Origin of the sequence: Paraburkholderia sp. RL17-373-BIF-A (assembly GCF_046030175.1) — a bacterium.
Classification (GTDB): Bacteria; Pseudomonadota; Gammaproteobacteria; order Burkholderiales; family Burkholderiaceae; genus Paraburkholderia.
On sequence record NZ_JARESO010000010.1, the window covers coordinates 185,542 to 200,512 of the forward strand.

The window sequence follows — 14,971 nt, forward strand, 5'->3', positions numbered from 1 at the left end:
TGCCGGCCTTTTTTTTGCGGGAAGCGTGTGCGCACGATTTTCTCAAATCTAACAGCAAGCGGGGCTTGCCCTCTATTTAGGGAATTTATGAATAAGTCGTATATCAGCGTGTGGAACGACGCATCCGGAACGTGGGTGGCTGCGCCCGAGACTGCCAGGACACATAGCAGTGCGGGAACTGCTTCGTCATCCTGCACGGTTTCGTTCGACGCGATTTATCGGCCAGCAACCCCGCTGAAGGCCATGTTCATGCCGATTGCCATGGCAATCGGCGCGACGATGTTGCCGGGTATGGCAGTTGCCCAGTCGGCTACCGTAGGGTACGGCGGTCTTGAGTTATGCACTGGGACAATTGGATCGGCAGGGTCTTCGCTGGGGCCGTATTCGAGTTCCGCTGGCGCGTTGAACTGCAACGGTGCAGATGGTAGCGGCGGTATGTCGTTTTCGTTGAACAACGCGGCAACCGCCAGCGGCGCCGAGGGCTACAACACCGGCAACATAACGGCCCGAATCGCTGGCTATCAAGATGGCCACATCGAGATCCAGGGCATGGGTGGCATCGACATGCTCAACGGCGTCAACATGACCGGTAATAAGATTACCAGCCTGGCAGCAGGCGACTGGTCGTTGACAAGTACGGACGCGGTGAACGGTTCGCAGCTGTATCAGTACACTCGCTATTTCCAGGCGAACTCCCCTTCGAGCGATCCGTCTACGAGTGCCTTGGCAAAGGGGGCTAACTCGGTCGCTTCCGGGCCTTCCTCGATAGCGATTGGTGACAATGCAAGTGCGTACGGTGCGAATGCTGTTGCTCTGGCGCCCCGGTCGGTAGCGCTGGGCGCGGGCTCGGTTGCCAGCCGCAGCGACTCTGTGTCGGTCGGCTATCTGTCGGCGGATGGCACGTCGCAATACACGCGGCAGATCACCAACGTGACAGCAGGCGCTGCGGGCACCGACGCCGTCAACGTCAACCAACTGAACGCCGCGATCGCAGGCGCCAGCGGCGGGGGCAGCGGCAGTGTTGCCGCCAACGCTGTGACGTACGACAGCTCTGCTTCCACGCTGATTACGCTCAAGGGTTCGACCGGTACGAAGATCACGAATCTGACGGGCGGCGATATCTCGTCGGACTGGAGTACGGATGCCGTGAACGGTTCGCAGTTGTACCAGACGAACCGGAACGTAACGAACGTCGCCAATAACGTCGCGAACATATCAGGCAACCTTGCCAATGTGACGAATATCGTCAACAACATCGTCAACAACGGTATCGCGGGCTCGCCCCTCGTGGTGACGTACGATTCGTCGGCGCGCGACACCGTGACGCTCGGCGGCGTGAGCAGCATGAAACAGGTCAAGCTGACCAACGTGGCCGCCGGCGATATCTCGTCGGCCGCTAGCACTGACGCGGTCAACGGTGGGCAGCTGTACACGACTAACCAGAATTTGGATAGTCTGGCAAACCAGGTCGGCGACGTTGTTGTGAACATGTACAGCCGCGGCGTCAAGTATTTCCACGCCAATTCGACGCTCGCCGACTCCTCGGCGATCGGTACGGATTCGGTGGCGATCGGTGGCATGGCCATTGCAAATGGAAACAACTCGGTGGCTCTGGGTTCGAACTCGGTGGCAAGCCGTGCGAATGCAGTGTCGGTGGGTGCAGTCGGTTCGGAACGCCAGATCATCAACGTGGCGGTAGGTACGTCGAATACTGATGCGGTCAACCTGGGCCAGATGAATACGGCTATCGCAAATGCCTCCATCGGCGGCGGTGGTTCACCCGACGCGGTGATCTACGACTCGTCGGCACATAACAAGTTGACGCTGGGTGGGACAACCTCGACGGTGCCGGTTGGTCTAACGAACGTGGCCGCAGGTCAAATCACGTCGAACAGTAAGGACGCGGTTAACGGCTCGCAGTTGGACAGCACTGCAAGCAGCGTGGCGAACGCATTGGGCGGCGGTTCCAGTGTGAGCGCGAGCGGCGCCGTCACGAACCCGACTTACGTGCTGCAAGGAAGTACGTACAACGATGTTGGCTCGGCCCTCGGCGGGATGAACACAGCGATCAACGGGCTGAACAACGACGTGGCCAATACGTCGAAGTACATCAAGGTAGTTTCGGCCTCTTCCGCAGCAATCGCAACGGGTGGCGAAGCAGTCGCCGTCGGCGGAGGAGCGTACTCGAGCGGAGCCAATTCCGTAGCGATCGGTTCGGGTTCGCGCTCGATGTTCGCCAATTCGGTGGCGCTCGGCTCAAACTCGCGCGTGATCGCAGCGAATACCGTTTCTGTCGGCGATGTCGGTTCGGAGCGTCGCATCACGAACGTGGCCAACGGTGTCTCGGGGACTGACGTCGCAACGTTCGCTCAGTTGAACGCGCTGCAGACCTCGGTTGCGCAACAGCTTGCGGCACAATCGGGCGGCGCGAAATCAATGCTGATGGGTGCGTCGCTGCTGGGCGCAACGCCGGTTACCTCCTATATTTCGGTGAGTTCGAACGTTACGGCGGGCACTCAAACGAGCACCGACAATGCGCAGGACGCAATGGCGATAGGTCCGACGGCGATGGCGCTGGGTCAAGGTTCTCTGGCCGTCGGTGCAGGCTCGGGTACGGCTTTGGCAGGTTCGACCGCAGTCGGTTCAGGTGCTGCGGCTCTGGCATTGAACACGACAGTGATTGGCGCCGGCGCGAACACCAGTAGCATTGCTACCAACGCTGTTGCAATCGGCTACAACGCGGCCGCGCAAGGCGCGAATGCTTTGTCGCTTGGTACCTCCGCTGTGTCGAATGCCTCGAACTCCGTTGCGTTGGGCGGCAACGCAGTCGTAACAACGGCAGCCGCGAACTCGATGGCTTTCGGTGCCGGTGCAACTGTTAGCCAGTCCAACTCCGTGGCGTTGGGCGCCAATTCGGTGGCGGATCGCGCGAACACCATTTCGGTCGGCAGCAGCACGGCACAACGCCAGGTTGTCAACATGGCGGCCGGTACACAAGGTACTGACGCGGTAAACGTTACCCAATTGACCGGTGTGACTAACCTGATCGGCGGCGGCGCCGGCGTGAACGCTGACGGCACGATCAGGAGGCCGTCCTTTGCAGTCTCCGGTCAGACATACACGGACGTCGGTTCGGCCATCGCGGCTGTGGCATCCGTTGGTTCGGCGAACTCGGTGCAATACGACTCGTCGTCTCACACGAAGGTGACACTGGGCGGCACGGGCACGACCGTGCCGGTCACGCTGACGAACGTGGCAAACGGCGTGGCGAGCAGCGACGCAGTGAACGTGGCGCAGTTGCAGGCAATGGGCGGCACGATCAACAGCAGCGGTGTGGTGACGAACGCATTCGTGGCGTATGACGACACGACGAAGAACACGATCACGCTGCAGGGCACGAGCGGTTCGACGAAGATCACGGGTCTGACGGCGGGTACGCTGTCGGCGACGAGTCTTGACGCGGTCAACGGCACGCAGTTGTACCAGACGAACGCGAGCGTCGCGAACGTGGCAGGCAACGTGACGAACGTGACCAACACGGTTAACAACATCGTCAACGGTGGCGGCATCAAGTATTTCCACACGAATTCGTCGCTGGCCGACTCGTCGGCAACCGGCACGAACGCGGTGGCGATTGGCGGTGCGGCGAGCGCATCGGCAAACAACTCGGTGGCACTGGGTTCGAACTCGGTGGCTAATCGCGTGAACGCGGTATCGGTGGGTGCGGTCGGTTCGGAGCGCCAGATCATCAACGTGGCCAATGCTACAAACGGCACCGATGCGGTGAACCTGGCGCAACTGCAGGCGATGGGCGCAAACGTCACGAGTGGCGTGGTGACGAACGCGTTCGTGGCGTATGACGACACGACCAAGGGTAAGGTGAGCTTGGGTGGCACAGGCGCGACGAAGGCGGTGACGCTGACGAACGTGGCAAACGGCGTGGCGAACAGCGACGCAGTGAACGTGGCGCAGCTGCAGGCAATGGGCGGCACGATCAACAGCAGCGGTGTGGTGACGAACGCATTCGTGGCGTATGACGACACGACGAAGAACACGATCACGCTGCAGGGCACGAGCGGTTCGACGAAGATCACGGGTCTGACGGCGGGTACGCTGTCGGCGACGAGTCTTGACGCGGTCAACGGCACGCAGTTGTACCAGACGAACGCGAGCGTCGCGAACGTGGCAGGCAACGTGACGAACGTGACCAACACGGTTAACAACATCGTCAACGGTGGCGGCATCAAGTATTTCCACACGAATTCGTCGCTGGCCGACTCGTCGGCAACCGGCACGAACGCGGTGGCGATTGGCGGTGCGGCGAGCGCATCGGCAAACAACTCGGTGGCACTGGGTTCGAACTCGGTGGCTAATCGCGTGAACGCGGTATCGGTGGGTGCGGTCGGTTCGGAGCGCCAGATCATCAACGTGGCCAATGCTACAAACGGCACCGATGCGGTGAACCTGGCGCAGCTGCAGGCGATGGGCGCAAACGTCACGAGCGGCGTGATCACGAACAGCTTCGTGGCGTATGACGACACGACGAAGAACACAATCTCGCTGAAGGGCACGAGCGGTTCGACAAAGATCACGGCGTTGGCGGCGGGTACGCTGTCGGCCGCAAGCCTTGACGCGATCAACGGTTCGCAACTGTACCGTACTGCAACTAGCGTGGCGAACGCACTGGGCGGTGGCTCCAGTGTGGGGCTGAATGGCGCGATTTCTGCACCGAGCTATCAGCTCAGCAACGGAACGTACGCGGACGTCGGTTCGGCTCTTACTGGACTCGACAGTGAAATCACTTCGATCAATAACAACATCGCTGACACCACGAAGTACATCAAGGTGGTGTCCTCATCGAGCGCGGCGATCGCGACCGGAGGCGAAACAGTGGCGATCGGCGGTGGGGCGTATGCAAGTGGATTGAGATCGCTGGCTATTGGCTCGGGCGCGCGTTCACAGTTCGCCGATTCGGTGGCGCTTGGGTCGAACTCGCGGGTGACCGCGGCGAATACCATTTCCGTTGGGGATGTGGGCTCAGAGCGTCGCATCATGTACGTGGCTAACGGTGTCTCGACATCTGACGCCGCAACGTTTGGTCAATTGACCGCGCTGCAGACCTCGGTTGCGCAACAGCTTGCGGCGCAGTCAAGCGGCGTGAAGTCGATGCTGCTGGGCGCTCCGCTGGGCGCGACGCCGGTCGACAACTACATCGCCATCAGTACCAACATCACGCCGGGCCTCCCTGCGACGTCGACCGACAACGCACAGAACGCCATGGCCATTGGCCCCGGTGCAATGGCGCAGGGCGTGGGTTCGGTGGTCATCGGTGCCGGCTCAGGCACATTCCGTGACGGTTCCACCGTAGTCGGTTCGAGCGCGGTTGCTTCGGCGATTAATGCGACAGTGATCGGCGAAGGCGCGACAACCAATACCTTCGCCGATAACTCGGTGGCAATTGGTTACATGGCTGCGGCCCAAGGCGCCGATGCATTGGCGCTGGGCTCTAACAGCGTGACGAACGCTGCTAACTCCGTTGGACTGGGTGCTAACGCGGTTGTGACGACTGCGGGTACGAACTCCATGGCTCTCGGCTCGGGTTCTACAGTTAGCGCAGCGAATGCGGTGGCGATTGGTGCCAGTTCGATGGCTAATCGTGGCAACACGGTCTCCGTCGGCGCGCAGGGCTCGGAGCGTCAGATCGTCAACGTTGCTGCGGGTACGGAGAACACGGACGCGGTGAACGTGGCGCAGATGAATGCTGCGATCAACGCTGTTGCGGGTGGTGGCGCACCTAACGCGGTTGTCTATGACACTTCGGCGCACACTGCGCTTACGCTAAACAAGGGCGGCGCGGCGGTCGCGCTGACCAACGTTGCGTCGGGGCAGATCGCGGCGGGCAGCAAGGACGCAGTCAATGGTTCGCAGCTGTATAACGTGGCAAGCAGCGCGGCAGCCGCACTGGGTGGTGGCTCGACGGTGGGTTCCGATGGCAAGATTTCCACGCCGAGCTATAAGTTGAATGGCAACACGTACTCCGACGTGGGTGCAGCGCTGATTGCAGCTGCATCGAGCAGCGGCGGCGGTTCGCCTAACGCGGTTGTCTACGACACGTCGACCCACGACAAGCTGACGCTGGGCTTCGCGGGTACGCCGGTCACGGTGTCGAACGTGGCAGACGGTGTGGCCGATCACGACGCGGTGAACGTCGAGCAGTTGAAGGCGATGGGCGCTACGATCGGCACCAGCGGGGTCGTGACGAACAGCTTTGTTGCGTATGACAACGTGAACAAGGGGACGGTCACGTTTGGCGGCGTTGGCTCGACTACGCCGGTGATCTTGGCGAACGTGGGCGATGGCGCGATCGCATCGACCAGCAAGCAGGCGATCAACGGCTCGCAACTGTACGGCGCGATGAGCAGCACGGCGGCCGCGTTGGGTGGTGGCTCGACAGTGAGCTCTAGCGGTCAGATTTCGAAGCCCACGTACACCGTTGGCAGCAACTCTTACAGCGGCGTCGACTCGGCGATTGGCGCTCTCAACGCGGCGATCATTACCGGCGGCAACCCGGACGGCGTGATTTACGACACGCCGGCGCACGACAAGCTGACCTTGGGCGGTGTGGGTTCCACCACGCCGGTGACGGTTGCAAACGTCGCCGCAGCGACGAGCGACGATCAGGCAGTGAACCTCAAGCAATTGAAGGAAGCTGGTTTGAATGTCGACACGTCAGGCAACGTGACCAACACGTTCATCGCCTATGACGACGCAACCAAGAGTAGGGTGACGTTTGGCGGTGTCGGCTCGACGACTCCGGTTCTGTTGAAAAACGTGGCGGCCGGTATGGCTGACACCGACGCTGCCAACGTCGGTCAGATGCATTCGTATGTCGACCAACAGATCAGCATCGGCGGTGGTGGCACGGCGAATGGCGTCGCCTACGACGACTCGACGAAGAGCAAGGTGACGTTGGGCGGCGTGGGTTCCACGACGCCGGTGAAGTTGACGAACGTGGCGGCTGGTACCGGCGCAACGGACGCGGTCAACTACGGGCAGTTCTCGGCCCTCGAAAACGTAGTGGCCAACCTTCAACCGGGCGGTTCGGGTAGCTCGACCTACGTCAACATCAACACGCCGGCTTCGGGCGGCATCGCTGCAGTCGCCTCCGGTACGGACTCAATCGCGATCGGCAACGGTGCTTCAGCATCCGGCCAGTCCGCGATTGCAATCGGCAAGAACACGGTGACGACGGGCGACAACTCGGTCGCAATGGGTGAAGGCGCTTCGGCTCCGAACACCAACGCGGTCGCGTTGGGTGCGAACTCGACGACGGATCGCGACAACTCGGTATCGGTGGGTTCCGCCGGTGCGGAGCGTCAGATCACCAATGTCGCAGCCGGTACGCAGGGCACCGATGCGGTCAACCTGAATCAGTTGAACAGTGCCATGGGCAATATGAGCAACTCGATCAACAACGTTGACCGTAGCGCGGCGAAGGGTATCGCTTCGGCATCGGCGCTGAACATCGTCACGCCGTATCTGCCGGGTCGTACCACGTTGAACGCCGGTGTTGCCAACTATCGTGGCTATCAGGCTGTCGGTTTGGGCGTGTCCCGCTGGAACGAGAAGGGCACGATCAACTACAACCTTGGCGTGTCCACCTCGGGCGGCAATAGCACCATCGTTCGCGCTGGTATCGGCATCGTCCTCGGCAACTAAACAACGGCCGCAAGGCTTTGATTAGAAGCTCGGAACGTTAGCCGTCTGGGTCGCACGGGAAGTTTCCGTGCGACCCTCTTTCCATGAGACACAGACATGAAGTATTCGTTAATTGCCATCGCGCTAGCCGCGATGCTCGCAGGATGTTCGTCGTCCGCGACGCGCGATCGACTGCAGATTCAGGACCCCACGGTTCTGCAGACCGGCTTCAGCGCGACCCAGAGCCAGCCCGCCGGCGCGGTGACGCCGCAGTGGATCGGGACGTATGGCGGCGTCAAGAACAGTGCGATGCTGAGCGCCGTGCAGAGCCGTCTGAATGCACTGGGTGAGCGTAAGAGCAACTATTTCGGTGACAAGGCACAGTGCTGGCTGAATGCCGCTCGCGACGAGCGTTCCGGCCACGACGGTTGGGGCTTCGTCGAGGAAGCGCTGGTCCAGGCCAACAACCTGACCACGGCACTGGAAACCGGCCAGGGCCTTTCCACAGACAATCCGGAACTGCGGACCGCATCGGTGCTTCGGCCGGATCTATGGAAGCAGGTTCTCACCGCGAAAGGGTCGCCACTGTTCCCGCAGTGTCAGGAAGCGCAGCGTCTGACGGCATGCTCTGAAGTCGAGTTGATTCACGCCGGTCACGAGGCGTGGACACGCGACTTCGACGAGAGCACGCGTCTGGTCGATGGTGTCGAAAAAGGTCTGCCTGGCATTGCGGCCGCGCTAGAAGCCTGCACGCCGCCGCCCGCTGCAAAGGTCGACTCGATTCCACAGAAAGTGACGTTGCAAGTTGACGCAACTTTCCGGTTCAATCGAAGCGACCTGGCCGGCATGCTGCCAGCCGGTAAGGCCAAGCTCGATGAACTGATTCGCAACCTCAAGCAGGTTGACGACGTGACGAGCATCAGCATCGAAGGCTATACGGACCGCCTCGGTAGCGACAGCTACAACCGTCAACTGTCGGCCAAGCGCGCTGAGACTGTAAAGCGCTACCTGCAGGGCGGCGGTGTTAGCGCGCCGATCTCGGCACGCGGTCGCGGCAAGGAAGATCCGGTGGTGCAGTGTGAAGACCGCGGCCACGAGGCATTGATCGCCTGTCTGGCGCCGAACCGTCGCGTCGAACTGGACTTTGTGCGGACCAGTACGCGGACATCGGCTGTGCCGCAGGATGAGCGGACGCAAAACCAACCCGTCATGCAGGATCAGCAGGCGCATTGAGGAACAAGGAGTGGCCTGGCTGTCACGGCCGGTCATTCCTCTTATCGCTAGTGCTCGCAATGGCTATCTCGAGCGCGAACGATGTTCGTGCTCTTCTTTCACCGCGGTTCTCGCTTACGTTCGCCCTCAGCCGAATCCGGCCTGGCAACACCGCCGCTCCCCGGAGTTCGCATCCGTGAGAGCTGAGCTATTCCACGTCAACAACACATGCTCTTCCTGCTCTCGACGGGGACTTCCGCAAGCAATGGACCTGCGCTTGCAATAGCGTCTCACGCGTAGGGGAATCCAGTTGGCCGCATAAGATAATTCCCCTAGATATTGCGGAAATATCTCTGTGTTGTCTCGAAGAAATCTTTCAGCAACATTGCTAGTATTGAATTGAATTTAATGTTGGGCAATGTCGATTCGGTTTTGCGCCCGTTAATTAATATCAGAAAATGGAGCGGCTGATGAAGAGAATCGTGATTATTGACGACCACCCAATAATTCGGGGGACGATAGCCAGCGTGTTACGTGCTGACAGGGAACTGGAGCTGGTCGGAGAATCTGGCGACGGCGAAGATGGTCTGGCAATGGTACTCGCGCAAAGCCCGGACCTCGTCATTCTCGACCTTGACTTGCCACGACTAGACGGACTAACCATGATCCGCCGCATTCGAGCGAGCAACATAAAAATATGTATTCTTGTTCTTTCTGCCAAGCCGGAACATATTATGGCCGGTTATGCACGCAATGCCGGCGCGAATGGCTATGTCGGCAAAGGCCGGGAAATCAGTGAACTGGTGACAGCACTAAAAACGGTTCTATTCGGCTACGATTGCTTCCCCGCTGATAACGGCGACGTTGTGCCCGCGAGCGGATTGAGCGCCTTGTCGGCGCGCGAGGTGGAGGTGTTGCAACATCTCGCACGGGGCGTGAGCAATCGCGACATTGCGGGGCGCTTGTCGCTCAGCGACAAAACCGTCAGCACATACAAAAGCCGTATCCAGGAGAAACTCGGCCTTTCGTCGTTAGCAGGTCTCATCGAGTTCGCGACTTTGCACCGTTTGGTCGAGTAGGTTTGTGGGCTATGAATACTGCCAGTCTGTCTCGTTCCTCTGCGTCCACATGGAGCCAAACGCTTAAAGATCTGCTGGATGCCGCGCCTGTAGAATCTCGCGCGTTTGTCCTCGAAGAGAGCGCGACGAACCTGCGCGAGCTCATCGATGGTGTTTTCGCATTGCTCATCTCGTTTGCATCTCGTCGCGATTTGCACCTGCGTGCGAACGTCGACCACACTGTCGCCGAAACGATTCGCGCCGACGGTGTCCGGTTAGGCCAAGTCCTTTTCCATTTGCTCAACCGAACGGTCCAACTCAGCGCGCAGGGAGAGATTTCGCTCGTCGTGTGGGCGCAGTCGTTGAATTCGGGCTCGCAACGTATCTTTATCAGCGTGGTCGGCGGTGCGGATAAGCATGCTGCCGTCGCGCCGTCGCAGCCTTCGGCTCCAGTCGCTGGTGACTCACAGGTAGCCAAGCGACTCGCCGACGCCGACGCATGTTTGCCACTCTGCACACTACTGGCGCAGTGCATGCACGGCGAGCTTTCCATCGCGACCAGTTCGGAGAAGGGCCCTCGCGCGACCTTCAACGCGCTGTTCGCCGTCGAACAACAGGAGCCATCCGCGGGAACGTCTAGCGGCAATGCACAAGCGCCTTTTCTTCCCAACGCCACGCAGCCGCGGGACGTTTCCGCAAGCGCCTCGTTTGAGCCCTTTGAAAGCCGTTATCTGGATGCTCTATCCGAAGAGGGAGTCGATCTTCACGCGTTTCTCAACAACTGGCGTGAAGCAATGAATGACGACCTCGAGCGTCTCAACGCCTTGCATCGTGAAGGTGACTTCGATCATTTCCATAGCGTGCTGCATCGGTTGAGCGGAGCAGTGGGCCTCGTCGGTGCGCGCAGTTTGATGGAGGCGTTGCGGCGTGCGAGTACGTCGCCCCTGGAACACAACACCGGCTCAATCGACGCGCTAACGGCGCGCGCCAGAACCCTGGTCACGCAACTCGACGCAACGTCGCGCGAATACCGGAGCACCTCACAATGAATCGACCGCTTGCCTTGATCGAAGGCGACCTGGCGCTTCCAATTCCGCGGCCGTTCGATGTCTTGCCACCGCCTTTCGGTTCACGGCGTCGGCAGGCCCAGACCATGGCGCAGCGCGAACCGCAACCCGCGCCACTCACCGCTGCACAACAGGCAATCCAGGATGCGGTACAACACCCGTCGCCGCCAGCACGTCGTGGACCGTTACCACCCGGCGTGAAGTTTCTTTTTTTCTACAAACTGCCGGCGCAACGCGATCATTCTCATCGGTTTGCGGAGCAATTGGCCGAAGCCAGGTACTACCTGAACATGGGGCAAGTGCGCCCGAGGTCGACCCGTTCGGATCATATGCTGGGAGCGGCGATCTTCGCGGGCTGCAGCATTGCACTGGCCTGGCTGCTGGCCACCTGTACGACGCACGATGCCGACAGGACGACAGCCACGACTACGGCTGCGGCTAAGTCGATAACGCAGCCGGTTGCATCGGCAGACGGAAGTACGATGGCGCTTGATCCACGCGAGCGTGCCAAACCGGCACAACCGCCGGTCGAATTCACCCGCGCGATCGCGCGAAGCATACCCTTGGCCGCTAGTTCGCCGAAGGCGACGAGTCCCATCGCTGTTCCTACGCCAAACACAGCGAAGGCGAGCGAGGTTTCTCGCGAGCCACCGAAGCCGCAGCATGTCGAAAGCCTTGTGCCGCGTCCAACCGCCCGAGTGTCTATGCATCAGGACACTGCAAGCCAAGCCGCAAAGCCTCGCCATCGGGTCCCAGTCACACACCTCAGCAAACTGCAAGCGGACGAACGCCCGGCACCAAGCCACACGGCCAAGCCATCCGGACCCGGACAACCGTCCACGTCGCAACAACCCGATTGGACCGCGCGCCCTACGTCCGCAACCGACACAGCGGAGCGCGCCGCATTGCTCGATTGGGCGGCCCAGCAACGGCGCGCGAACATCACGACGCGGGCTCGCATCCCGGTGCCGAAAGATACCGACTGGAGCGCCCACCTAACGCAGCGTCGGATCACCGACGACCCTGAAGCCTTCGGCACAAGCGGCGCCGGCAAATAGCGCCCAAAAAGTAAGCAGCCAAAAAAAAAGCCCGACCACCGGTCGGGCTTCAAAGTCAGCTGCGTCCTCCACAGGACGCAGCCCCTGCAAAACAGCTCGCAGCTACTGCACAGGTAAGCGAATACCTTAAGCAGCCAGCAGCGAACGCAGCACGAACGGCAGAATCCCGCCGTGCTTGTAGTAGTCGACTTCGATCGGCGTGTCGATACGCAGCAGCACCTGCACGCGTTTTTCCTTGCCGTCCTTGCCGCGAATCACCAGCGTCACTTCCTGTTGCGGCTTGAAGTCCGCGCCGAGGCCTTCGATGTCGTACGTTTCTTCGCCGGTGATGCCGAGCGATTGCACGCTATCCGAGCCCTTGAACTGCAGCGGCAGAACGCCCATGCCGACCAGGTTCGAACGGTGAATCCGCTCGAAGCTGCGCGCGACCACAACCTTCACACCCAGCAGTTGCGTGCCCTTCGCAGCCCAGTCACGCGACGAGCCCGTGCCGTACTCTTCGCCCGCGAACACGACGGTCGGTGTGCCGGCGTCGATGTACTTCATCGCTGCGTCGTAGATCGACATATTTTCGCCGCTCGGCTGATGAATCGTCAGGCCGCCTTCCACGCGCGAGCCGTCTGCCTTCGTCGGGATCATCAGGTTCTTGATCCGGACGTTCGCGAACGTGCCGCGCATCATCACGTCATGGTTACCGCGGCGCGAGCCGTAGCTGTTGAAGTCGGCCTTCTGCACGCCGTTTTCCTTCAGCCACTTGCCTGCCGGCGAGTCTTCCTTGATCGAGCCAGCCGGGCTGATGTGGTCGGTCGTGACCGAGTCACCGAAAATGCCCAGTGCGCGCGCGTCCTTCACCGCTGCGATGCTGTCGGCCGGCGTCATCGAGAAGTCCTTGCCGAAGAACGGCGGCTCGGCGATGTAGGTCGACTTCGGCCAGTCGTAGACTTGACCTTCCTCGCCTTCGATCTTGCTCCACAGGTCGCCCTTCTTGGTCAGCGACGCGTAGTTTTTGCGGAACGCTTCCGCGTCCAGCGCGAACTTGAGCAGGTCGTTGACTTCATCGCTGGTCGGCCAAATGTCGCCCAGGTAGATGTCCTTGCCGCCCTTGCCCTTGCCGACCGGTTCGGTCATCAGGTCGCGCGTGATGTTGCCGGCGATCGCGTAGGCGACGACCAGCGGCGGCGAGGCCAGGAAGTTGGCGCGGATGTTCGGGTGAATACGCGCTTCGAAGTTACGATTGCCCGACAGAACCGCTGCCGCGACGATGTCGTTCTTCGTGATCGCTTCGTTCAGTTCCGGCGTCAGATCGCCCGCGTTACCGATACAGGTCGTGCAACCGTAAGCGGCCAGCGTGAAGCCGAGCTTGTCGAGGTACTTCAGCAGGTCGGTCTTCGTCAGGTATTCGGTGACGATACGCGATCCCGGCGCCAGCGACGTCTTGATGTGCGGAGCGACCGTCAGGCCGGCTTCGACAGCCTTCTTCGCCAGCAGGCCGGCGGCCAGCAGCACGCTCGGGTTCGAGGTGTTCGTGCACGACGTGATCGCGGCGATCAGGATGTCGCCGTTCTTCACGTCGACGCCATTGCTCGTCGTGTATTGCGCGTCGAGGTCTTCGGCCTTCTTCGCAAAGCCGTTTTCCGCAACCGGCTTGGAGAACAGGTCGCTGAACGTCGACTTCACATTGCCGATTTCGATACGGTCTTGCGGGCGCTTCGGGCCTGCCAGCGACGGTGCGACCGTGCCCAGATCCAGCGTCACGACCTTGGTGTAGTCGATGTCGCCTTCCTTCGGCACGCCGAACAGGTTCTGCGCCTTGAAGTACTTCTCGAAGGCCGAGATTTCCGCGTCCGTGCGGCCCGTGCCCTTGAAGTAGTCGATGGTTTTCTCGTCGACCGGGAAGAAGCCCATGGTCGCGCCGTATTCCGGCGCCATGTTGCCGATCGTCGCGCGATCCGGCAGCGACAGCGAGCGCGTGCCTTCGCCGAAGAACTCGACGAACTTGCCGACAACCTTTTCCTTGCGCAGCAGTTCGGTGACAGTCAGCACCAGGTCGGTTGCCGTCACGCCTTCGCGCAGCTTGCCCTTCAGGTTCACGCCGACCACGTCCGGCGTCAGGAAGTACACAGGCTGGCCGAGCATGCCGGCTTCCGCCTCGATACCGCCCACGCCCCAGCCCACCACGCCGATGCCGTTGATCATGGTGGTGTGGCTATCGGTGCCGACCAGCGAATCCGGGTAGTACACCGTGTCCGCGCCTTCAGCCTTCTTGTGCACGCCGCGTGCGAGGTATTCCAGGTTCACCTGGTGAACGATACCGACGCCCGGCGGCACGACCTTGAACGTGTCGAATGCCTGCATGCCCCACTTCATGAACTGGTAGCGCTCGTTGTTGCGCTGGAATTCCAGTTTCATGTTCAGGTCGAGCGCGTTCTTTTCGCGGAAGTGATCGATCTGCACCGAGTGATCGACGACCAGATCGACCGGGACCAGCGGTTCGATCGACTTCGGATCCTTGCCCATTTGTTTCGCGACGCCGCGCATTGCCGCGATGTCGGCGAGCAGCGGCACGCCGGTAAAGTCTTGCAGCACGACGCGCGACACCACGAACGGGATCTCGTCGACGCGCGCGGCGGTCGGCTTCCAGTTCGCGAGTTGCTCGATGTGTTCTTCGGCGATTTTCTTGCCGTCGTAGTTACGCAGCACCGATTCCAGCACGATTCGGATCGAAACCGGCAGGCGGTCGATCTTGATGTTCAGTGCCTTGCCGAGTTGCGGCAGGGAGTAGAACTTGCCTTTGCCGGAACCGCTGTCGAATTCCTTGAGCGTTTTGTGGAGGTTGTGGGCCATGGTGTTTTCCTTGGTTTGATCGCGGAACTACAGT

At 60.8% G+C, this 14,971-nt stretch carries 6 protein-coding genes; 4 read left to right on the forward strand and 2 right to left on the reverse strand.

Translation table 11 applies throughout. From position 1 onward, the window contains the following. The first annotated feature begins 87 nt into the window (after positions 1-87). From P0D80_RS15260 to P0D80_RS15275, 4 genes are all read left to right on the forward strand, one after another. Positions 88-7,719 carry a YadA-like family protein gene (locus P0D80_RS15260; RefSeq protein WP_408284973.1) on the forward strand — a complete coding sequence of 2,544 codons (7,632 nt, stop codon included), beginning with the start codon at positions 88-90 and terminating at the stop codon, positions 7,717-7,719. A 96-nt stretch (positions 7,720-7,815) separates the two neighbouring features. After that, positions 7,816-8,931, forward strand: a complete 1,116-nt coding sequence (locus tag P0D80_RS15265) for an OmpA family protein (protein ID WP_408284976.1) — start codon at positions 7,816-7,818, stop codon at positions 8,929-8,931. A gap of 449 nt (positions 8,932-9,380) precedes the next feature. After that, the gene (locus P0D80_RS15270) at positions 9,381-9,989 is read left to right on the forward strand and encodes a response regulator (protein WP_408284978.1); all 609 of its coding nucleotides are present in this window, start codon (positions 9,381-9,383) and stop codon (positions 9,987-9,989) included. A 275-nt stretch (positions 9,990-10,264) separates the two neighbouring features. Continuing rightward, on the forward strand, positions 10,265-11,017 hold the full coding sequence (locus P0D80_RS15275) for an Hpt domain-containing protein (RefSeq protein WP_408284979.1): 753 nt from the start codon (positions 10,265-10,267) through the stop codon (positions 11,015-11,017). 343 nt (positions 11,018-11,360) lie between these two features. Here the strand turns inward: P0D80_RS15275 and P0D80_RS15280 are convergent, their stop codons facing one another. Beyond that, positions 11,361-11,633, reverse strand: coding sequence for a hypothetical protein (locus P0D80_RS15280; protein WP_408284981.1), 273 nt, complete (start codon positions 11,631-11,633; stop codon positions 11,361-11,363). Between the two features lie 586 nt (positions 11,634-12,219). Next, positions 12,220-14,937, reverse strand: a complete 2,718-nt coding sequence (gene acnA, locus P0D80_RS15285; protein WP_132383595.1) for an aconitate hydratase AcnA — start codon at positions 14,935-14,937, stop codon at positions 12,220-12,222. Positions 14,938-14,971 lie beyond the last annotated feature (34 nt).

Coding starts and splice junctions, on each gene's coding strand:
- P0D80_RS15260 (WP_408284973.1), top strand. CDS start 88: ATGAATAAGTCGTATATCAGCGTGTGGAACGACGCATCCGGAACGTGG.
- P0D80_RS15280 (WP_408284981.1), bottom strand. CDS start 11,633: ATGGGACTCGTCGCCTTCGGCGAACTAGCGGCCAAGGGTATGCTTCGC.
- P0D80_RS15270 (WP_408284978.1), top strand. CDS start 9,381: ATGAAGAGAATCGTGATTATTGACGACCACCCAATAATTCGGGGGACG.
- P0D80_RS15265 (WP_408284976.1), top strand. CDS start 7,816: ATGAAGTATTCGTTAATTGCCATCGCGCTAGCCGCGATGCTCGCAGGA.
- acnA (WP_132383595.1), bottom strand. CDS start 14,937: ATGGCCCACAACCTCCACAAAACGCTCAAGGAATTCGACAGCGGTTCC.